Origin of the sequence: Rhodococcus sp. BH4 (assembly GCF_002079265.1) — a bacterium.
Taxonomy (GTDB): Bacteria; Actinomycetota; Actinomycetes; order Mycobacteriales; family Mycobacteriaceae; genus Rhodococcus_F; species Rhodococcus_F qingshengii.
Genome location: NZ_CP014942.1, coordinates 1 through 20,941, shown reverse-complemented (window position 1 = coordinate 20,941; position 20,941 = coordinate 1). Strand labels below are relative to the sequence as shown.

The following is a 20,941-nucleotide window of genomic DNA, read 5'->3' as shown; positions in this document are numbered from 1 at the left end:
CTTCATTCGATAGTGCCTGCGAACGAACAGCGATCCGCAGATCAATTCACCGGGCGTCCTGGTTAACAGCGGGCTGTCAGAGACCTGCAGCCGTAAGTGAGGTTGAAGCCAATTCCAGGGACTCGACCAGGTTCGACTCGAGTTCTGGTAGTCGGCTAGCCGCCGTGACCACCGCCGCTAAGCGAGCGCGCGCATCAATGTCGCGTTGGGTCCCGGCACGTGCAGTTTCGGTCCATGCCTGCGCACAACGGCTGGCGGCGACGGCGAGGTCGGCGGTGGCTAGATCACCGGTCAGGCGTGCGACATCCGCGCAGCCATCGGCGAGCAACCGGCGGAATAGGCCGCCGCCGGTGCCCGCCTTCTCGATGAAAGCGCCCAGACTGAACAGGAAGATCTCAAGATCTCTTGTCGGAAGGTCTGCCCAGGCTCGAAGGTCGGCCGCCAACTGCTCGACTGCAGCTAGCCCCTCGGCCCCGGCCTCCATGGTCGTGAGATCAACGATCCCCGGCTGTGACGGGTGGCGCATGTTGGCCGCGGATTGGCGAAATGCCTCTGCCGCCACTGTTGCCATGTCTGGCAGCGCGCTCGGCCAGGTGATGCGGTATGTACAGTGGCGCGTCGGTTGAGGGAAGGACGTCGAGGAACGCGCCCGAGCCAGCGAATCGAGCGGGACTTCCTGCACCTCGGCGCGATCATTGTCTACGACGAAGGCAATCCCCTTAGCTTCGTCGTAACCGATCACCACGATGTCGTGGCGACTCATCTGCAACTGGACCTGCAGGTACGGTAGCTCGGCTATGTCGCCCCACACCAGGCTGGGTCTGCCTGCGTCGATCTCGTCGAGAACCCAAGACCATCCCTCACTGGGATCGTCGGTGGTGAGAACGTGGACCTGTCCGCCTAGCCGGCGGGGTAGATCGATTTCGAAGTCGGCCCCTCGTCCCACCAAATACAATGGTGGAACCAGGTCATTCGATCGGAGGTACGCTAGCCCCAGCGAGCCGCCGAGTGCGAACACCAGACCTTCATCGGGTGGCCCTTCCCACCCCAGTCCATGCCAGTGCAGAAGATCCCGCATTGCGCCAGAACCACAGTGCCCCCCGATCTGATGGGGGTAGTCCTTGATCAGGATCTTGCGGGGCATGTATCTTCCTTTTCTGGGTGGTGGGTTCGAAGACCAGGTCAGTTGTTCCGAATTCTGTCCAGGTAGGCCTGACGTGCCCCCATGTCCACGTCGTCGAGGAATACAGAGTCTGTGTCCAGGGCCGATCCGAGCCTGGTGGCGAGCCGTTCGGGGACGAACTTCATCGCTGCGACCATGCTCCCTGCGAGGCGAGTGACGCGCACGAAGGGCCGCGGTTTCTCGATCAGTTCGCCTGTCACTCGAGCGATTTCCTCGGGCTCTGCATTGCGCAGTCCCTTGGCTCCTGCTGTCCCAGCAACGAGTTCGGTGTTGGTGAACGTGGGCCGCACTGTGGACAGCCGCACGCCTGACTTGCGGTATTCCAGTCGCGCCGCCTCCGTGAATCCGATGACCGCGAATTTGGTGCCGCAGTAGGTCGCCAGACCGGGGACGGCGAGCTCGCCGGCCAGTGATGCGGTGTTGATGATGTGTCCAGTACGACGAGGGAGCATCCGTTGAAGGGCGAGTTTGGTCCCAAAGATGACTCCCAGGACGTTGATCTCGACCTGCCGCCGGGTCACCGCGTCGTCTTCCTCGTGGGTGTGCCCGGTGGGCATGATGCCCGCGTTGTTGATCAGCACGTCGAGGGGGCCGAGGTCTCCCTCGACTAGGTCGAGAAAGTCTTTGAACGAGTCAGGGTCGGTGACATCGAGGCGGGTGACAACCTTAACCCCCAGTTCGGCGGCGGTCTCCTTAGCACGTGCCTCGTCGATGTCGCCGATGGCCACGCGGTGACCTCGTCGGATCAGCTCCTTCGCGGTCTGGTAGCCGATGCCGCGGGCTCCCCCGGTGATCGCCACTGTTTTCGCGGCGGTATGGGGATTGTGTGTCGTCACTTGCTGTGCTCCTTGTTCAGGCCGAGGCGTTGTCGTAGACCGCGACCGGCTGCTGCACGCAATACTTTTTCGGCGATGGCCGTACGTCGGGAGGTGTACGGGTACCACGTGAGTTCTCGTGTCAGGACAGGGATCCGCGGCTCGGTCACGGACTGGACCCGGCAGTATTTGTGAAGTCCGTAGGCGCCGCCTAGTCGCGCACCGATACCTGAGGCCTTCCATCCACTGTGCGGCAGTGTGGTGGCGAAGAGGTTGCTGAAGACGTCGTTGATGTTGACTGCACCCGCGTCCAGACGTTGTGCGATACGCCGCGCACGAGCATGGTCGCGGGTCCACACTGTGGCAGACAAGCCGAACGCCGAGTCGTTAGCCAGGTGGATGGCCTCGTCCTCGTCCGCGACACGCATCACAGGGATCGTGGGGCCGAAGGTCTCCTCGGTCATGCAGGCCATTGTGTGGTCGACGCCGACCACAACGGTTGGAGCGTAGTAGTTCCCGACCGCGCTTAGGGTTCCGCCGGCCAGTACCTGCGCACCTGCCGCCACTGCCTGGCTGACGTGGCGATCGGCTATCTCGACCTGTCTCGCCGTGACCATCGCACCTACGTCGTCACCTGCCGCGGCACCTTGGGTAAGTGACCGTACTCGTTGAGCCAGCCGGGCCACGAACTCGTCGTAGATCTCAGAGACCACATACACCCGCTCGACTGAGATGCAGACCTGCCCCGCGTTGAACAGACCGCCCCACGCGATCCCCTCCACAGCACGAGCAAGGTCGGCATCCTCCAGCACGATCGCCGGATCTTTACCACCTAACTCCAAGCTCACAGGCTTCAATTGCTCGGCACAGCGGATCGCGATTGTCCTCCCGGTGGCTGTCGAGCCCGTGAACTGAACGAAGTCAGCGGCGTCCACGACCGCAGCACCTGCTTCGCTAGCACCCACAACATGCGCCAAAACTGGTGGGGCGCCGATCTCGTGCCAGCCCTCGACGACTCGTGCACAGGTCAGTGGCGTCTCTTCCGAGGACTTCGCCAGGACTGCGCATCCGGCAGCCAGCGCAGGAGCTGCATCCATGAGGAAGAGGGTGATCGGGAAGTTCCACGGTGTGATGAGCCCGACAACCGGGTACGGGTGGTAGGTCTTGGACAACCGTTTCGGCAGACTTAGCAGACCTGCGGATCGGACTTGCTCGTCAGCGAGAAACTTCTCGGCATGGTTTGCGTAGTAGGTGATGAACTCGCACGATGCTGTCGTCTCAACCAGGGCGTCGGGGCGCACCTTGCCTGTTTCGGCTTGCAGCAGATCGGTGAGTTCGTCGGTGTGAGCCAGGATCCAGTCTCGCCAGCGATGCAACCATCGGGAGCGTTGCCGCGGGCTTGCCTGAGCCCACCCGAGCTGAGCGCGGCGGAGATCGGCCGCGATGCTGTTCACGGTCTCGCGGGTATCGATGGGGACGGTTGCGACCAGCCGGCCGTCGGCGGGGTTGCGTACGTCCAGGGCATCCGCTGTGGTCGCCGTGCTCATCGGGCCTCCGGGAGTGAGTGGAGCCCGCGGGCGATCCCGTCGGGCTGGGTGCATCTGTCGGGTGTGTCGGTGAAAGCGTCAGCGATCACGTGGGTGCGCTCAAAGATTCGCTGTCCATAGGTATGCCGAAGCTCGGTCAAGATCGTGTTCAAAGGCAGGTCGTCGAAGACGCCGCGCTCGCGGACATACTCCATGTGCAGGGCTCCGTCGGCGGCGAAGGCGTGCAGGAGGGCGTCGTGCTCGCCATCGAAATCCACCGGCGGCACCCCGAAACGGGCACACAACTCGGTGTTGAACGCCGGGGTCGCCTTCATCCACCGGCCGTTGACGTAGAGATGGCTGTAGCCGTGATAGACGAACAGGTCCGTGCCGCCCATGAGCGCTCGCAACGCTTCGGTCTGCAAATGATTTCGGACGTCGGCAAACCCCAGTAGCGCCGGAATCCCTGCCGCACGGCACACCGCGGTCAAGAGCACCGCCTTCGGGACGCAATAGGCGCGCCCGGTCTCGAGGACGAAGCTTGCTCGATAATGGGCGGGATCGTCCGACACCGTGTAGGGGTCGTACCGGATCTGGTCGCGGACGGCGGCGAAGAGGCGCTTCGCCTTGTCCCGGTCGGTGCCCGCATCCCCAACCGCGGCGGCGGTGAACGCCCGGACGGACTCGTGCTCGATGTCGAGGAAGTCGGTCGCCCACGAGTGCGCCAGCGGTGCCTTATTCATCTGCGCTCCAGAGTTATCGGCAACCCGTCGACCGGAATGGGGAGCGAGGTGTTGTCCCACCTCGCTTCATACTGATCGGGGACCGTCCAGGTGTAGGTGCGTAGCATGTGGTGCAGAATCGCCTTGACTTCGAGGGTGCCGAAGTGCAGACCGATGCACTTGTGTACCCCTCCTCCGAAGGGGATCCACCCGAGGCGGTGATTCTGGTCCTCACGCCGCGGTTCGCTGAAGCGGTCAGGGTCAAAGGTGTCGGGGTCGGTCCAGCACGACTCGTCGAAGTGGTTCACCGACGGAGCCACGGCCACCAGGGTGTCCGCCGGGATGTGGTGGCCGGCGATATCCACGTCTTCGACCGTCTTGCGCATCACGATGGGCACGGGCGCCACCAGACGGAGTGTCTCCTTGATCACCAGGTCGAGAGTCTCCAGTGAGTCCAGGTCGTCGATGTCCGGGCGGCGTCCACCGAGTCGGTCGGACTCGGCCCGCGCCCGTTCCTGCCAGGCCGGGTGCTTGGCGAGGAAGTAGGCGGCAGCGGTGGTGGTGATGGTCGATGTGTCGTGGGCCGCCATCATCAAGAAGATCATGTGGCTAACGACGTCCTCATCGGTGAACGCCTCACCGTCGGCCGTGCGCGCATGGCACAGCCCCGCAAAGAGGTCGCCTCCTTGGCCACTTCGAGCCGCCGGCAGGTGCCGGGTGAAGTAGTCCTCCAAGAGCGCGCGCCCACGGACTCCCGCTCGCCAACGAGTCCCCGGTAACGGGAAACGGATGATCGAGCTGGCCGCACGCACGGTGGCCACGAAGGCGTCGTTGATGGCATCGGTATCCTCGCTACCCCCCCGACCTGCCATGAAGACCTTCGTGGCGACGTCGAGAGTTAGTGCCTTCAGCAGCGGGTAGATGCGCGTGGTGGATTGTCCCGCTGTCCACCCTGGGATGCTGGCCTCCAGCGTCGGGCCGAGCTGGTCGACGTAGCCGGCGAGTCGGTCGCGGGTGAACGCCTCCTGCATGATCCGCCGATGCATCCTGTGTTCGTCGAAGCTCATCAACATCAGGCCCCGATGAAAAAAGGCATCGATGAGATAGGTCCACCCGTCCTGGGAGAACGACTTCGCCTTGGTGGTCAGCACCTCCTGTATGGCATCCGGTCCGGCAACCGCCACTATTTTCGTGCCGAAGGCGCCCATCCACGACACAGGTCCTAGCCGCTGGTACCTGGCCCGGGAGAAGTTAGATCCGAACCGGATGTAGTCCAGGGTGTGACCGAGCAGAGGCATGCCAGCGGTCCCTAAGACCGGTTTGAGGCCTGACCCCGCCGGGGGCGGGGCGAGCTCTCGGACAGGCCACCGGTCACTGGCCCCGAGCAGGGCCGCGTCGACCCGACTCGGCAGTGGCACCATGAGGACCGACGAGAGTCGCTCACGACCCTTCGCCAGCGGGAGATGGATAATGTTCGTCACTTGTGTTCCTTTCCGAAACGCAGCCCGCACTCACCATTTCGTACCCATCGCCCGAAGACCCGTCATCTCAGGCGGAGCTGGCAAGCGCCAGTTCAGTTCGGTCGATGGGGAGTTGCTGCGTGATTACCCGCTTGCTGAACATGAAGTCACGGGGGCGGTTGATGCAGTCGGCGCCAATAAGCTCTCCCTCACGGAGGTAGAAGCAGGTGAAGTCGCGGTCTCGGGTCGGGTCTCCGCTGAGGATGACTTCGTCGTAACCGGTGTTCAGACCGGCGATCTGGAGCTTGAGATCATATTGATCCGACCAGAACCATGGAAGCGCCGCTATCTTCTTGGACTTCCCACACACCGTCGCGGCAGCGACCTTGGCTTGCTCGTGCGCGCTCGGCACAGACTCCAGGCGTAGAGGGCGGCTGTAGCGAGCCATGCTGTGGCTTGCGCAATCCCCGGCGGCCACGATGTCGGGGTCGCTGGTCCGGGCCTGGTCGTCGATCACGACGCCGTTATCAATGACCAGACCTGCGGCGGCGGCAAGATCGGTGTTCGGCTCAACGCCGATGCCGACAATGACGAGGTCAGCGGGAATTGACTCGCCACCGGACAGAACTACTTCACGGACCCTGTCCTCGCCGGACAGAACCTCGACCAGCACACCCGTCCGGATTTTCACGCCCTCCTGCCGGTGAATACGGTCGAAGAACGCTGATACTTCGGGGGCAGTGACCCGCTCAAGGACGCGCCCAGTCGCCTCGAGCACGGTGACCTCCAGCCCCAGTGCACGCAACGAGGCAGCCGTCTCCAGTCCGATGTAACCGCCGCCGATGATCACTGCCCGACGTCCTGCGTGGGCGGCCACTCGGATCATCTCGACGTCTGCGACTGTGCGTAAGTAGTAGACTCCGGCCAAGTTGGCTCCCGGGGTGGGGAGTCGCCGAGGGCGGGCGCCAGTGCACAGCGCAAGCTGGTCGTAAGCTAGTGCGCCGCCGGTACTCAGTGAGAGATGACCACCCGAGCGGTCGATCGCCTCCACCGTCGCATTCAGGACTTGGATTCCCTGCTTGCTATAGAAATCGGCATTGCGGATCGCAAGCTCGTCGAGTGTGCTCTTCCCGGCCAGGTACGCCTTCGACAAAGGAGGGCGTTGGTAGGGCAACGTCGACTCATCGCCGATGAGAACGATCTCGCCGGTCCACCCTTCCTGTCGAAGACTGGCCGCGAGTTGGGCTCCGGCATGGCTGGCCCCGACGACGAGGGCCCGATGTAAGGTCATACGTCGGATTTCGGGGTGAGACGGACCATCATCTTGCTGATGCCCCTGACAAAGTTGGACTGCACATACTCGGGCTCGCCGACGACCTCGATCTTTTCGAAGCGAGAAAGCAACTCTTCCCAGAGAATCCGCAGCTGTAATTCCGCCAGTCGGTTGCCCATGCAGCGGTGGACACCGAAGCCGAAGGAGATGTGGTTGCGAGCGTTGGCCCGGTCGATGATGAAGTCGTCGGGCCGATCGAACATCCGCTCATCACGGTTGCCTGAGGCGTACCACATCACTACCTTGTCGCCCTTGCGGATGAACTGCCCGTTCAGCACGGTGTCGGCCTTGGCGATCCGGCGCATGTAGGCCAACGGTGTTTGCCACCGAATGATCTCCGAGACCATATTGGGGATCAGGTCAGGGTTCGCCTTCAGCTTCTCGAACTGGTCAGGGAACCGGTTCAACGCGAGAACACCGCCGCTCATCGAGTTCCGCGTCGTGTCGTTGCCTCCGACGATCAGCAACACAAGGTTGCCCAGGAACTCCATCGGTCGGTCGATCAGATCCTTGGTGTCTTCGTTGCTCTGCAACAGGGTGATCAAGTCGAATCCGGGTTCCTCCCCGGCAGCTGTCCGGGCAGCCTTGTCGCGCCAGAGAGTGCTGAGACCTCGCGCCATGTCGCGCATGCCGCGGAACACCTCGTCATTGTCCGAGGGGCCGCCGTTGGCTTGCTCCATCGAGGATGCGAGATCAGACCAGTAAGCGAGCTTGCGGCGCTGCTCGTAGGGAAAGTCCAGGAGGGTCGCAAGCATCCGAGCGGTCAACTCGACCGAGACGTTCTGGACCCAGTCGAACGGCTGATCCACGGGCAGGTTGTCCAGCACCTCCTGGACGCGCGATCGAATCAGACCCTCCATCTCACGCAGGTTCTTCGGTGCGACCACGCCTTGGACAGCGGCCCGCTGCGCGTCGTGTCGTGGCGGATCCATCGCTATGAACATCTCGATATCAAGAAAACGAGGTGGAACCCCGATGACGATCAACGGCTCGGCGGAGAAGACCTCGTGGTTCTTGTCGACGGCCATGATGTCGGCATGCCTTGTGACGGACCAGAACGGCCCGAACGGACTGTTAGGCTGGTAGTGGACCGGAGCCTCGTTGCGTACGCGCTCGAAGTACGACTGCCAGCGCCCCTGGCGATAGAGGAAAGGGTTGCTGAGGTCGATGTCGGCGAGTTCGACGTCCTCCACAGGAGGGATGGGGCTCTCGATGAAAAGCCTCTCTCCGTTCGCTCCGGTCACCCATCGCCGCGTCTTGTCGTACAGTTGTGCGCCCTGGATCTGCCGCTCCATCGGGATAGTCGACTGAACCTTAGCGGCGATTGCCTCAGAAAACTTCATTGCGTCTTATCGTCTCTCTCGTCGTCACATCTGAAACTCAGGCATTAGGACGGTCAGGCCGTCCCACGCCTCGGAGACCGGAATCTGGCAGGACAGTCGAGAGGTCGGTTGACGCTCAGGGTTCATCGCGAGCATCTCCTCCTCGTCGGAGCCGGAGAGGCCCACCTCCTCGGACCACTGCGGATCGACGATCACATGGCAGGTGCCGCACGCGGCCTCGCCTCCGCAGTCGCCGTCGATGCCGGGCACTGCATTGTTGGTCGCGACCTGCATCAGCGACTGTCCTTCTTGGAAAGGGACCTCGTGCTTCTTGCCGTCGTGTGAGACAAAGGTGACAACTGCCATAACCAACTCCTGATACGTTGTCCTCGCCTTGGGAACTTGATCAAAGTGTCGTCGGGGATGACCGCTACGGCTATGTTCTGCGGAGTCAAAAACTTGTGAATTCGGCTCAAAGGGATCTGGTGAACCAATGATCCTCGATGACGAGGGTGTGCCCCCGCTCCTGTTCGTGCAATTGCTCGAGCGCCAAGCATTCGACCCAGACGCCGTCGCGCGGCTTCGCAACATCATGTCTCGCGAAGGAACCGACGAGGCGACGCTGATTCAGCGCGACGTTCAGGCCCCCATACGGTGGTTTCGGGAGGTCTACCCCGAACTCGACGTCGACCAGGCAACACTGCTCGGCTTTGCGTTCGCTGAACAGGCCCAGTTGACGTCCTTCGGCCCGTTGAGTTCTCCGCTGGTCAGCGCAGGCTCGGTAGCCGAGATCGTGGAGTTGCTCACCTATCTGCCGTTGATCTCGACAGCTCTCAGTCCACAGTTCCATCCAAGTGACCACGGCCTCACCATCGGGTTCACCGCACACACAAGCGATCCGGCCCTGGACTGCCTGGTCGTCGCCTACTGCGGGTCGGCGCTACTGCGACTGCTTGACATGCTCGCCGGCGACATGCCTACCGTCACACTCCACTTGAGTTGGCCGGTGCCGCCCCTCCTGTCCAATCATGAGGACTTAATAGCCGGGCGCCTGTTTTTCGGCGCTCCGATGTCCTTCCTTCATGTTCCCGCGGACACGCTTAACGAGGTTTGCCGGTTCTCCGATCCCCTCACATACCGACTCGCCATCGGCGATCTGCAGCGAACTCTCGACCAGCGGGGCAGGACCACGTCGTTTTCGGAGAAGACGAGACGGCTGCTGGAGAAGGAGCCCGCACAGGGGAGTATCCACTGGGTCGCACGCGAGTTGTCGATATCCGTCAGCACACTCAAGCGGCGCCTCTCCGAAGAGGGGACCACTTTCCGCGAGTTGCGCCAGTCATTCCTGCGCGAGCGTGCGATGCTGCGGCTACTCGACCGATCAATGTCGGTGACTGAGGTCGCCACGGAGCTCGGATACAGTGACCTCACCAACTTCTCACACGCCTTCAAGCGATGGACCGGCCGTTCTCCGAACGAGTTCCGGCATCCATGACGCTGAGCCGCCCGGTCTCCGGCGGGTTGAGGGGGCTGGCGGATGCGGTAAATCAGTGTGGGGCCGTTCCCAGTGCATGAGATCAGTGGTACTCCAGGGGCCGACCAAGATTTCGGTCCGACAGGATCTTCCTGAGTCTCGGGGTCACCGCAACGGCGTGATCAGTGGTGGAATCCGCGTCGACGTGGGCACTTTGCAGCCAAAGCGAGGGGTTATGCCTGCTGTGTGGGCATGGGCATGTGCTCGGGCATGATCATCTTTCTCGGAAGTGACAGCTCCGCATGGGAACCTAGATTTTCCGGATTGAAGGCAGGTGCTGCGGCAGTTGTGGCCGCGGGCCGGAGCGCCAGCCGACCACCTTTGTTCGAGAACGCCTGCTTGGGCACGTCAAGACACCCCCGAAGTTGGGCGCGGCCGCGTCGAGTAACCGGTTGCGTGAGCGTGCTAGCCGCGGATCGGCCTGCTCGTCGACTGCGGTGAGTGAGTCGGTCGTGGCGTGGTCCGGGGCGGTCATGGGAGCGCGCTCCTCCGATTCGTCTCGTTCAGCCCTGGGCGTATGTGTCGACTCTATCCCGAGCCCCCACCACTATGATACGAATGGTCTCGTACCGAGACTGTTGGTCTTTGAGTTGGGAGGCGCCGGTGGACACACCTGGGACGGGCGCTGTTGAGATCGACCGGTGGACCAGGGCCGAGTGGTGGATGCTGACGGTGTCGTGCCTGGCGGTGGCGCTGGTGGTCGCGGCCATGGCGGCGTTGTACTCGGCGTTGCCGCAGATCGCGGTCGAGACCGGGGCGACGCAAGCCCAGTTGACCTGGATCGTCGACGGTTACACGCTGGTGCTGGCGTGTCTTGTGCTGCCTGCCGGAGCAATCGGTGACCGTTACGGGCGTCGCGGTGTGCTGGTCACGGGGCTGGCGGTGTTCTCGGTCGCGTCGGCGCTGCCGCTGCTGCTGGCCGACCCGGTGTGGCTGATCGCAGCGCGCGCGCTGGCCGGGGTGGGCGCGGCGCTGGTGATGCCTTCGACGCTGTCGATCCTGACCGCGGGGTTCGCCGCTGCCCATCGTGGCCGGGCGGTGGGGGTGTGGGCCGGAGTTGCGGGGTCAGGGGCAGTGCTGGGCATCCTCGGCGCCGGGGTACTGCTCGAGCGGTGGTCATGGCCTTCGGTGTTCGTCGGGTTGACCGTGGCGGGGGTGGTGCTGGCGGGGTTGGCGTGCACTATCGCCGAGTCCCGAGAGAGCGAGCATCCCCCGGTGGACTGGGTGGGTGCGGCGGTGGTGGCCGTCGCGATCGCGGCGATCGTGTTCGCCGCGATCGAGGTTCCCGCGCGGGGCTGGGCCGACCAGCTCGTCGCCGCTATCGCCGGGGTCGGTCTCCTGGCAGCGGTGGTGTTTGTGATCGTAGAGCTGCGGTCTTCTGCGCCACTGCTGGACGTGCGGTTGTTCGCCCGCCGCGGTTTCGGGGCCGGCTCGCTGTCGGTGACCATCCAGTTCCTGGTTACCTTCGGAGTGTTCCTGCTGTTGGTGCAGTACCTGCAGCTGATCCTCGGCTATGGGCCGCTGGCCTCGGCACTGGCGTTGGCGCCGATGGTGGTGCCGCTGGTCGTGATCTCGGTAATCGCACCGTGGTTGTCGAGCCTCGTCGGGTTGAAAGTGATGACCGTCTCAGGACTGCTTGCCATCGCTGCCGGACTGGTGCTGGTAAGCCGGTTGACCGTGGCCGCGGACTATCCCGGCCTGCTGTGGCCGCTGCTGATCATGAGCGCGGGTCTGGGATTGTGCACCGCCCCGGCGACCTACGCCATCGTCGCCGACACCCCTGCGGCCAAACAGGGGGTCGCCGCCGCGGTCAACGACGCTGCCCGCGAGATCGGCGCCGCGATCGGGATCGCCGTGGCTGGCAGCGTGCTCGCCGCAGGCTATACCCACCACATCCAGCCCGCTCTGCCCCAGCTTCCCGAGCCCGCCCGCGGCCCGGTCGCCGATTCCCTGGCCGCTGCTCTGCAGGTCGCTGACCAGGCCGGACCGGCGGCCCAACCGCTGGCCGAGTTCGCCAAGGCAGCGTTCGTGCACGGCAGCAGCCAGGCCGCGCTCACGCTGGCCGCCCTCACCGCCGCCGGGGCGATCGTGCTGGCAGTCCTCTCTCCCGGCCCCACCACCCGCCGCTCCCGCGCGTCACGCACTCACACGAACACCCCTCCCCGCTCGAACACCCCCTTCTCGTGAAAGAGGCCCCATCATGACGGCCTATCGCACGATCCTCGTCGACACCGACGGATCCGACTACTCCTACCGCGTGGTCGACCACGCCGCCGAGCTGGCTCACGTCACCCACGCCCGACTCCTGATCATCTGCGCCCGTCACGACATCGACGAACGCGCACTCGGTACTGACGTCGACCGGCTGCGAGGTACCACACCCACCGACGCCATCCTGCGCACCGCGCACCAACATGCGATCGCCCACGGCGCCGTCGACATCGAAACTCGCATCCTGCCCGAGCCCACCGTCCGCGCACTGTTTCACCTAGCCGGCCCGACCGCCGACGACCTCATCGTCACCGCGAACCCCCACCGGTCACCACTGGCCCGGCTACTATTACCTCGCCGGCCGAGCTTGCCCACAAAGCCCACTGCGACATCCTCATTGCTAATGGTGAGGACACCTACGGAAGGCGTCCATGACCGAGCACACACCCAACACCAACACACCCGAGACCGCCGGCCCCGAACCTTTCGAGGCCGAGGACTGGATCCGTACCTTCGCTGTGGCGCCGCCCGAACACGTCGACCTGCCGCCTCACCACCCCCACTGCCTTGGTTGCGGACCGGCTAACCCTCACGGCCACCAGTTGCGCGTCCGACGCGACGCACACGGCGTCTACGCCCACCACAGCTTCGATTCCCGCCATGTCGGCGCCCCAGCGATTGCCCACGGGGGCGCGGTCGCCACCGTCCTCGACGACTTGTTCGGGTTTCTGCTCTACACCGTGGGAGAGCTCGCCGTCACCCGCCACCTCGCTATCGACTACCTCGCCCCGGTCCTGCTCGACACCCCCTACACCCTCCGCTCTCACATCCACTCCCGAGCAGGCCGCAAACTACACCTGCGAGCCACCATCGAAAACAACCACGCCCACGTGGTCACTACCGCCACCGCACTGTTCCTCATCGTCGACATCGACCACTTCCTGACCCCCCGACACAACGCCTCGGCGGCGACCGCGCCCACTACACACGAAGACCAACAAGGCCCTCAGATGGACAGTCCCTGACGTGTCCCTCTAGCCGATCCGCGGGGACTGTTTCTTATTCGGTGTTTCGGCCCGAGCCGCTGAGTAAACGCTCAGCGAGGGAGGTGCCGTGATGACGACATTGGAAGATATGACGAAGAAAAAGGCCGAGCCCTCCGCGGAAGCTGCGGCGCGCGCCATCAGGTCGCAGAACGCGGCGTTGCGGCCGTGTTCGGTCACGACGACGGGACGGTGCTCATGGTTTCAGGGTGAGAGATTGCGTGAGGATCGCATCCCGGTTCCGCGCACCCGTTTGCCGGTGTGGGGCGAACTCGGCCGGTCGGGTTCGACTCGTGGCAGCAGAGCGTGACTACGTGCTGATTGTCGCCGCGGCCGATAGTCGTCTCTCGTGTTGAACTATGGGCAGGTGGGGCGCAGTATTTACAGATGAAGACCGAAGAGGAAGAGCGTCTGATCGCTCATGCGGTGAGTAGGTTGTCTGCGAAGTATCCGTCGATCTCGGCTGATGTCGTGGCGGACGCTGTGGCGTCTGCTCATGCTCATTTCGACGACAAGGTGCGTGATTTCGTTCCTCTGCTCGTCGAGCGCATGGCGGGGGAGAAACTTTCCTCGCTGGTCGCTTCATAAAGGCCGTGTCCGCGGCCGAAGAGTCCGATATTGCGCAGGCGAGAGTGTTTCTGGCTCTGTTGAATTCGGAGATCGACGAGTTGTCGGAGCGGATCGAATCCGCGCTGCGCCTGGTGCGGGGTACGCGCCCGGTCGCACCTGAGTTGGCGTCGGCGGCGCGCACCGATGCGGCGGCTCTGCGTAAGGACCTTCATCGGGTGCACGCTCTTGTCGAGCAACTGACACGCCGGTTTCCTACCGCCAATGTGCCCGCGGAAGTGCCTGCCGCACATTCTTTCCGCAGCTGATCGGTTTCCGTCGCAGCGCTGATCGCGTTCGGTGCGCGGTCAGCCGCTATCCTGAGTCGCCCTCTTCTGCATGGGCAGGGAAGCACAGGGACGGTGAGCTGCGGGGATGGATCGACAACCACCATCGAGTGCTGCCGCTGCTGTGGTCGACTGCGCCGTCTATGTCGACGGGGTGCGACTCCCCGGCACTCACACACCGGAGAGTGCGTTGGATGAGGTTCGGCGTCGGGGTTCGGGGTTCGTGTGGCTCGGGTTGTTCGCACCGACCTTCGAGCAGATGACGGCAATCGCCCAGACGTACGGCCTGCACGAATTGGTCGCCGAGGACTCGGTGCACGCGCATCAACGCCCCAAACTCGAACAATACGACAAGGTGACCGTGTTGGTGATGCGCACGGCCCACTACCTTTCACCGACCTCGATCCGCACCGCCGACGACATCGTCGAAACCGGTGAGATTCTCGCTGCTGTCGGGTCGGATTTCATCGTCACCGTCCGGCACGGCGCGCATACCGCGTTGGCGGGCGTGCGCGCCGAACTCGAAGGATCGCCGGAACACCTGCAAATCGGGCCGTGGGCTGTCCTGCACGCGGTGATCGACCGGATCGTCGACGGTTACCTGGGAGTGGTCGGATCGGTCGACGTCGATATCGACACTTTGGAAGTGGAACTGCTCAGCCCCGATCGTCACACCCCTATCGAGCAGATCTACCTCGTCAAACGCGAAGTGCTCGAATTACGGCGTTCGGTCAACCCCCTCGCTGCGGCGCTGTCCACGCTCGCTGCCGCCACTGCGTTGCCGGAGCCGATTCCCAAGGACGTACACCGGCATCTGCGTGATGTCGCCGAACACCACGCCGCGGTGGCGGAACGGATCGTCGAGTTCGACGATGTCATCAGCTCTCTCGTCGCTGCGACTCTTGCTCGGGTCAATGTTCAGCAGAACACCGATTTGCGCAAGATCACCGCGTGGGCGTCGGTGGCGGCGTTCGTGACTGCGTTCGCCGGGATCTACGGCATGAACTTTCAGGACATGCCGGAACTGCGATGGCGATACGGGTACCTGCTGTGGTGGATCATCGCGGTGACCGGCGCGGTGTCGTTGTTCACCTTGTTCCGCCGAAAACGCTGGCTGTAAAGGCCAGCATCTGAAGGTCTTGGCCGGCTGCGGCCGGAACTCCTCGAACCGAACGGAGGTGAACGACCGAACCGCCCTGCCTCCGCGCGACCACGCTGTTGCCGGGCGGGATTGCGCAGCAGGTCAGGTCGAAACCACTGTTACGCAGATCGATTCCGTTAGTCTCAACCGTCCGTGAATGGTGGGTGTGCAGGCGATCGACGATCGGGGATCGAAGAAGGAGGGGGACAGGTGTTCGGTAGCGCCGGCAATGATGCTCGACTAGTGCGTCCGCCTGCGCTGGGCACCGCCCTCGCTGCCGTGCCCTTTCTCGCGATAATTGCGGGAGTCCGCTACGACTGGTGGCAGTACCCCACAGCCGCAGTCATTTTCCTCGAACCCGCCACGGTATGTTTCGCGCTCCTGGGACTCCTTGCCATCGGGGTGTTCTGGGTTGTCCGGTCCTACGGTTTCTGGAAACGGGAGCAGCGCCTGTCGTGGCGGATGGGACCTGCCCCTCTGGTCGTGGTAGCGACTGCTCTCGTGTTCTTCACGGTGCAAACGCCAACGGATCGCGCTTTCGATCGAGCCAATCCAGAGATGGCGGAGCTTGCGGACTCGATGCTGCGTGACGGTACCGAGCATCTCGGCCCCACCGAGATCGACGGTTACGAATTCTCCACTGTCTTCATCCGGGTGGACAACTGTGTGTACTTCGTCGATAGCAGGCGGAGCACCCCCACTGAGGTCGTGGGGTGGTTGTACACAGCGAATTGCACTCCGAATTTGGATCGGTTCCGCCGGCTCAAACCCGTTGCTGAGAACTGGTTTTCCTTCGAGCAGGGCACCTAGAGGTCTTGTCTGGACCTATGAGATCTCAACGCAGCTGGGTCTTGTAACGCGTGGCGCAGCGTGCGAAATGTGCTCGTCTACCAATGTGAGGGGAAATGCGAAATCTTCAGATCTCGGTGTTGGCTTTGTTCGTGCTCATTGTCGTGGTGGCTGTTTCCGTGTGGTCGGAGAGCGAGTATGTCCGCACACCGTTGTTGATTGCTTCGGCTGTGACACTGATATTGGTGATCCTGTTGGAGATCAACATCCGCCGCTTGAAATGAGTGCGCGGAGAACATTGGGGAAACAACTTGAAAAACAACGAGGGGATCGACCGCGGGCGCGATGGATGCCCGCAGCGCTCTGGGTCGGTCCGAGGGTGGCATCGCTGAGGTCCGCCCTTCTACATAGCGATACGGTGAGGCGATGCGAAAGCTGAGGTCGTTGGGTGAATGGGTAGCAGCTGATCCGCCTGCATCGTCGAAGCCTCCGGGGCCGATTCTTCTTGCGTTCACTGTTGTTCCGGTTCTTGTGTTGATGTGTAGGCATTACGGGTGGTGGCCTTCCCCGTTCGGGGGTTTCCGATGGTTGGATCCTTTGCTCGTTTCTGCTGCGGCGTTGGTCATTCTGGTGATGGTGGGGTTGGTGTGGGCGATCCGCACGCTGTACGTCGTGGGTCAGGACCGGCGCTGGTCGTGGTGGATCCTGCCTGCGCCGCTCGTCGTCACCGCCGCGGTCGCTGTGGTGATGTTGGTGCCTCAGGTGTCTTTCCTCGACAAGAGCGGAGAATTCGAGACCATCGCACTCGACCTCCTCAAGAATGCGGGAACTGTTGCCGAACAGTTGGAGATCGGCTCGTTCGATATTCGTCGCACCCGTGTCGTACCTCCTGATGAGGTCTATTTCATCGACAACGGCAGCATGTTCACCACGACGCGGGGGTGGGTGTACTCACCCAGCGGGACACTTTCTGGGTTCGGCCACTTCTCTGCAACGCATCTCGGCGGCCCCTGGTACGAGTTCACAGCGATCTGGCGCGACTAGCTCAACTGTTCGTTCGCCATGAAAGGACTTGAGAAATAGCGCCGCTCGCGGTTCTGGGGCCGGTGGCTGTTGTTTCTACTGCGCGACACCTGTTGCAATCTGCTAGGTTCGCGGTGAAAGCCTTTGAGCTGCAACGACCGTGTTCCCAAATATCTGAGACGGCGCTGTACCCCAAGAGAATGTGCAGCGATCCTGCTCGACGGAATGGACTTAGTTGTCCTCGGGCTGGCCGGTGCCGCCGTTCCGCCGACCAGAGCGCGCGCGGTGGTCGCCCGTGCACGCAGCAAAGGTTCCTGCCTGGTGGTCACCGAAGGGCGATGGGACGGTGCGGATATCCGCATCGACTCCCACGTCACCAATTACACGGGGATCGGGCAGGGCTATGGCCGCATCACAGGCTTCTCCGTCGATATCGAGGTCAAGTGGGCCGGGGGATACGCCCCGGTCCGGCAGGTTCGATCTGAGCCCCACAGCCCGGGCAGTGGGGTGGACGGCCCACGCTCCCGAACAATCGGCTCCGCTTCCACTTCCGCAGGCGCTATGACCGCCCCGGACTTCAACGGCTGGCAGGAGCCGTGGCCACTGACCCCGACCCTGCGCCCACTACTCCCACAGCCCCAGCCGGTCATCGTCGAAACGAACCGCGCCCTGCCCTTGGCGAAGAACGCCACGCGCCCCGACAAGCTCCCTCTGCGCGTACTCGCCGGAGGACTCCGCCTCGAAGGCACCATGCCAAAAAGCTCTATGCGTGGGCGCTCCTCAGTTCTCTGCACTAAGCAAGCCTTCTCGTCTGAAACAAGGCGGATCCGATGCCTCGTTGACCCCCAGGACCCCGGTGCGCGCCCACCTCGTCGGATGCGCGGCTGTAGATACCGACGGCACCCAACTTCATCGAGACAGGATCGCCACCTGATCAGGGACCAACGTGCGATAGCCATCGAGATACACACGCCCACAACCGTCGAGTTCGACAAACACCGTCGCTCCACCCGATCCATCGGCCCGCAGAAGTTCGGTGTGCGCGACACGGGAAGCGGATCGGGTACACGGCGGCGCAATAGGCGCTGTCGTCACAGCCCGAGCCAGTTCAATACTCTCCTCGCGCGAGAGGCGCACACTCGATTCTGTCGAAAACTCCTCACCCTCAACAACATAGCGGCAAACCAGCTCAATCCTGAGGGGAAACCCGGTCCGGGATCTGTTTTCCATTGCGGCAAAACATCTTTGATGTAATCGCCAAAGGGGTTCTCTCTCGAAATTTTTCCAGTGAAGCCCTAGCTTGAAACCGCGCGGTCGGTTAGTCTCACACGGAATCACTTGCTGGCCTTAGCTAACCGGTCAATTTCGCAGGCAGCCATTTCGCTGAGCTGCTGCACCTCACTGGAGGTACTCCGCGTGGTCAAAACGAATTTGTGGAAACGTCGCACACTGGTCTCGGTCGTACTCATGGTGCTATCCCTGGCTGTTGCACCTGTGGCCGGCGCCTCGCCAGACACACTCGACCAACCTGCCCCTGAGTCGCCCGCTGTAGAGGAATATCCCTCGACTGATCTTCCTCCGGAAATGATGCAAGTTCCCGGTGCTGGGCAGCAGTGTGTCAATACTGCGCTCGAGCGCAACATCTCCAACTGGGTCTGCAACGGAGCGATGTTGATTACTCCCGACGGCCAGGAGGTGCTTCCGGTCGTCCCTCGCCCTGACCTTGTGGAGCCGGTGCCACCTCCGAATCCGCAGTCACGGCTAAATGATGATCCTGACTACGACCTCTGGTGTGAACCGGATTCGAGTTCCCCATGCATCAGGGAAATCGCCCAGTACCAGTCGGAAGCGAAGAGCAACATGATCTACGGCGACGAAGACGGTGTGGTGGGAACCTTCGATTGGATCGTTCATTTGAATTTGAACGGACGGTCCACACGAATCACTACAACAGTGATCCATGACGAAGGACCTTCGCTGAATTTCATTCGGCACGACGCCCATTGCCGTGAAGTGGTTCCCGGACCGATCCTGGATACGAGTTGCGGAATCAACTACATGGGATCACCGTTCACTGTCTCGGAGGCGAGCCCCAGATTCAACTACGGACCAGCTCAAGGGTCGAACATCGTCGATGCCGGCACGTACTTCATCGAAGGGCGTATGCAGTTTCAGCCATCCGGCTACGACTATGTCTGGTCGATCCCGACAACGGCTTCAGTATGGGGTCCTGGGCCACAGAGCGAACGATTTATCTGCCCCACCCAAAACCGAGTCTGCTATTTCAATCGCTGATCCGAAACCCCCTGCACGTCAATGTCTCTGCCTGACAACCAAGCAAAGGACAAAGGTATGACATCTCTACGAAAAATCATTCCAGGAGCGATCGCCGCAGCAGCTGTTCTTGCACTGGTAGGTGCGTCCCCAGCTCAAGCGGAGGTGCGCACCGGTTGGATCGGACCCACTCCACCGGTCAACGGCACGATCTTCCTCCACACCTCGACTATCGACAACGGGGGAGTGCCCATCGCGAGCAGTCGGATCTACACCTCGTTCGCCAACGTGGTCTCCCCGGGCATCATGGGAGCGAAGGCGCGGCTGTTCCGCGAGGGCGCCCTGTGCAGTGCCACCGATTACCGGTTCAATGCCCTCATCTCCAACTCCCAAGTTGCCAGCACGCAAAGGGACTGCGGTGCAGGCTTTTACAACAGTCACGGATTCGTAGCAGTTCTCAACCAGTCGAACGGCGCCATCAACGAATACGTCACGTTCCCGACCGATCCGCTCCAGTTCCCTGCGCCCTCAGCTCTTCAGCGCCAGCCAGCTCTCACGGCGGGCGAGAGCGGAGTCAACGCAAGGGGCGAGAGTTACGGGGACGCGCTGAACGTTCAAAGCGACGCTGAGCTGCCTGACTTGGTCAGTGCTATCGGATCCGACCTGCAAGCCGGATTCGTCCGTGCCAGTGATCTGACGGCGCAACCGTCCACCGATACCGCGACCACGAGAATTGTGCCGCTTCTTTCGCGAGAGGGCGAGACAATCGGCCAATTCCAGATCGGGTAGTCGACAAGCTCACCTCGGCGGCACACACTCTGATGGTGTGTGCCGTCGAGGTGATGTCAGGAGGTCCTACTGATGAGCCAGCAGTGGAGCGATTTCCCGGTCTCCCACGAGCCGAGCAGTCTGCCGGATACCGTCGAGGGTGGGCACTATGTGCGAGTCGCAATGACCAGCCACGATCTGATGACCGTGTGGGCGGCAGGACCGGCCCGCGCTTTCCGTGTTGCCGTCCCGATCTCGGCTCGCCCCCCGGTCAAGGTCACTCACACAAACCCGCGGACTGGCCAGCGAGAGAGTCACTTCGAGGAGTTCACCGACGACGATCAAAGAACGATCGATGAGTTCGTCAATTTCGGCCTTCAGCTGGCGGGAATCGCGAAGTTCCCCAGCGGTTTCGACTGGTATGTACGAGTGCCCAGTCGAATCAAGGATGCGGCGGAGCTTGCGGACGAACTTCGCGCCAAGAATTCAGCGCCGGACGAAGTCGAAGCGTTGACGATTATCACCGCTACGTACAACAGGCTTCTGGCCGATTGAATCTGCTGGCAGATGCTGGCCCCGCCGGGCTGTAGATGTCACGTATTTTTTCGCATGGGGGACGTGTCGTTTAGCCATGTCAAAGGGCCTAAATGCGCGCCGGATGTTCTGAAACCAGCCCTCTGGCGCGGTACAGGTTCGGCCGGTCGGGTCTCTCAGAGCTAGGGGACAGGGCGTTGCCGTAGCGTTCATGGTCCAGGACGGGACGCCCTAGCGCCGAGGACTGCGCGCTTCAATGCGCCTTGTCTGAGCGATTTCAACTGTGTCCGCTCCGGGACGCCGAGTTTGGTCATCGCGACGAGCACCAGCAGGGCGACCCCAGGTTCATAGAGGTTGTACCAGACGGTTT

Annotated in this window: 22 protein-coding genes; 14 read left to right on the top strand and 8 right to left on the bottom strand. The window is 62.6% G+C overall.

The genetic code is table 11. From position 1 onward, the window contains the following. Window positions 1-76: 76 nt before the first annotated feature. The 8 genes from A0W34_RS29395 to A0W34_RS29360 form a co-directional block, all read right to left on the bottom strand. On the bottom strand, window positions 77-1,144 hold the full coding sequence (locus tag A0W34_RS29395) for a BtrH N-terminal domain-containing protein (protein ID WP_003942427.1): 1,068 nt from the start codon (window positions 1,142-1,144) through the stop codon (window positions 77-79). A gap of 38 nt (window positions 1,145-1,182) precedes the next feature. Beyond that, a complete protein-coding gene (locus tag A0W34_RS29390) occupies window positions 1,183-2,019 on the bottom strand; it encodes an SDR family oxidoreductase (protein WP_003942425.1) in 837 nt (278 codons plus the stop codon). Beyond that, a complete protein-coding gene (locus tag A0W34_RS29385; RefSeq protein ID WP_003942430.1) occupies window positions 2,016-3,545 on the bottom strand; it encodes an aldehyde dehydrogenase family protein in 1,530 nt (509 codons plus the stop codon). The genes A0W34_RS29390 and A0W34_RS29385 overlap by 4 nt, the downstream gene beginning before the upstream one ends. Beyond that, window positions 3,542-4,267, bottom strand: a complete 726-nt coding sequence (locus A0W34_RS29380; protein ID WP_003942420.1) for a transglutaminase-like domain-containing protein — start codon at window positions 4,265-4,267, stop codon at window positions 3,542-3,544. The genes A0W34_RS29385 and A0W34_RS29380 overlap by 4 nt, the downstream gene beginning before the upstream one ends. Then, the gene (locus tag A0W34_RS29375; protein ID WP_019750067.1) at window positions 4,264-5,727 is read right to left on the bottom strand and encodes a cytochrome P450; all 1,464 of its coding nucleotides are present in this window, start codon (window positions 5,725-5,727) and stop codon (window positions 4,264-4,266) included. Before A0W34_RS29375 ends, A0W34_RS29380 begins: the two co-directional genes overlap by 4 nt. Window positions 5,728-5,794: 67 nt before the next feature. Then, window positions 5,795-6,997 carry an NAD(P)/FAD-dependent oxidoreductase gene (locus A0W34_RS29370; protein WP_003942429.1) on the bottom strand — a complete coding sequence of 401 codons (1,203 nt, stop codon included), beginning with the start codon at window positions 6,995-6,997 and terminating at the stop codon, window positions 5,795-5,797. Beyond that, entirely contained in the window at window positions 6,994-8,382 is a 1,389-nt protein-coding gene (locus A0W34_RS29365; protein WP_003942426.1) for a cytochrome P450, read from the bottom strand. Before A0W34_RS29365 ends, A0W34_RS29370 begins: the two co-directional genes overlap by 4 nt. Before the next feature lie 24 nt (window positions 8,383-8,406). Next, the gene (locus tag A0W34_RS29360) at window positions 8,407-8,727 is read right to left on the bottom strand and encodes a 2Fe-2S iron-sulfur cluster-binding protein (RefSeq protein WP_003942421.1); all 321 of its coding nucleotides are present in this window, start codon (window positions 8,725-8,727) and stop codon (window positions 8,407-8,409) included. A 127-nt stretch (window positions 8,728-8,854) separates the two neighbouring features. On the opposite strand from A0W34_RS29360, the gene A0W34_RS29355 reads away from it, so the two are divergent. From A0W34_RS29355 to A0W34_RS29295, 14 genes are all read left to right on the top strand, one after another. Further along, entirely contained in the window at window positions 8,855-9,856 is a 1,002-nt protein-coding gene (locus tag A0W34_RS29355; RefSeq protein WP_003942428.1) for an AraC family transcriptional regulator, read from the top strand. Between the two features lie 702 nt (window positions 9,857-10,558). Continuing rightward, window positions 10,559-12,082: an MFS transporter gene (locus tag A0W34_RS29350; RefSeq protein ID WP_019750069.1), complete on the top strand. Its 1,524-nt coding sequence runs from the start codon at window positions 10,559-10,561 to the stop codon at window positions 12,080-12,082. A gap of 13 nt (window positions 12,083-12,095) precedes the next feature. Further along, window positions 12,096-12,692 (top strand): universal stress protein, encoded by a 597-nt coding sequence (locus A0W34_RS29345; protein ID WP_003946090.1) that lies wholly within the window; start codon window positions 12,096-12,098, stop codon window positions 12,690-12,692. Continuing rightward, on the top strand, window positions 12,610-13,131 hold the full coding sequence (locus A0W34_RS29340) for a PaaI family thioesterase (protein ID WP_231915899.1): 522 nt from the start codon (window positions 12,610-12,612) through the stop codon (window positions 13,129-13,131). The genes A0W34_RS29345 and A0W34_RS29340 overlap by 83 nt, the downstream gene beginning before the upstream one ends. A 91-nt stretch (window positions 13,132-13,222) precedes the next feature. Then, entirely contained in the window at window positions 13,223-13,459 is a 237-nt protein-coding gene (locus A0W34_RS32880) for a hypothetical protein (protein WP_003946087.1), read from the top strand. Window positions 13,460-13,536: 77 nt separating this feature from the next. Further along, window positions 13,537-13,737: a three-helix bundle dimerization domain-containing protein gene (locus A0W34_RS29335; RefSeq protein ID WP_003946083.1), complete on the top strand. Its 201-nt coding sequence runs from the start codon at window positions 13,537-13,539 to the stop codon at window positions 13,735-13,737. A 5-nt stretch (window positions 13,738-13,742) separates the two neighbouring features. Further along, window positions 13,743-14,024, top strand: a complete 282-nt coding sequence (locus A0W34_RS29330) for a hypothetical protein (protein ID WP_003946081.1) — start codon at window positions 13,743-13,745, stop codon at window positions 14,022-14,024. A 106-nt stretch (window positions 14,025-14,130) separates the two neighbouring features. Next, entirely contained in the window at window positions 14,131-15,162 is a 1,032-nt protein-coding gene (locus A0W34_RS29325) for a magnesium and cobalt transport protein CorA (RefSeq protein ID WP_003946088.1), read from the top strand. A gap of 231 nt (window positions 15,163-15,393) precedes the next feature. Beyond that, complete coding sequence (locus A0W34_RS29320; protein ID WP_003946084.1) at window positions 15,394-15,993, top strand: hypothetical protein; 600 nt, start codon at window positions 15,394-15,396, stop codon at window positions 15,991-15,993. 95 nt (window positions 15,994-16,088) lie between these two features. Further along, the gene (locus tag A0W34_RS32875; RefSeq protein ID WP_003946089.1) at window positions 16,089-16,256 is read left to right on the top strand and encodes a hypothetical protein; all 168 of its coding nucleotides are present in this window, start codon (window positions 16,089-16,091) and stop codon (window positions 16,254-16,256) included. A gap of 142 nt (window positions 16,257-16,398) precedes the next feature. Then, window positions 16,399-17,016, top strand: coding sequence for a hypothetical protein (locus A0W34_RS29315; RefSeq protein ID WP_003946082.1), 618 nt, complete (start codon window positions 16,399-16,401; stop codon window positions 17,014-17,016). 1,317 nt (window positions 17,017-18,333) lie between these two features. Beyond that, the gene (locus A0W34_RS29305) at window positions 18,334-19,290 is read left to right on the top strand and encodes a hypothetical protein (RefSeq protein WP_147343839.1); all 957 of its coding nucleotides are present in this window, start codon (window positions 18,334-18,336) and stop codon (window positions 19,288-19,290) included. Window positions 19,291-19,347: 57 nt separating this feature from the next. After that, a complete protein-coding gene (locus tag A0W34_RS29300) occupies window positions 19,348-20,058 on the top strand; it encodes a hypothetical protein (RefSeq protein ID WP_003946437.1) in 711 nt (236 codons plus the stop codon). A gap of 72 nt (window positions 20,059-20,130) precedes the next feature. Further along, complete coding sequence (locus tag A0W34_RS29295; protein ID WP_003946439.1) at window positions 20,131-20,592, top strand: DUF5956 family protein; 462 nt, start codon at window positions 20,131-20,133, stop codon at window positions 20,590-20,592. Window positions 20,593-20,941 lie beyond the last annotated feature (349 nt).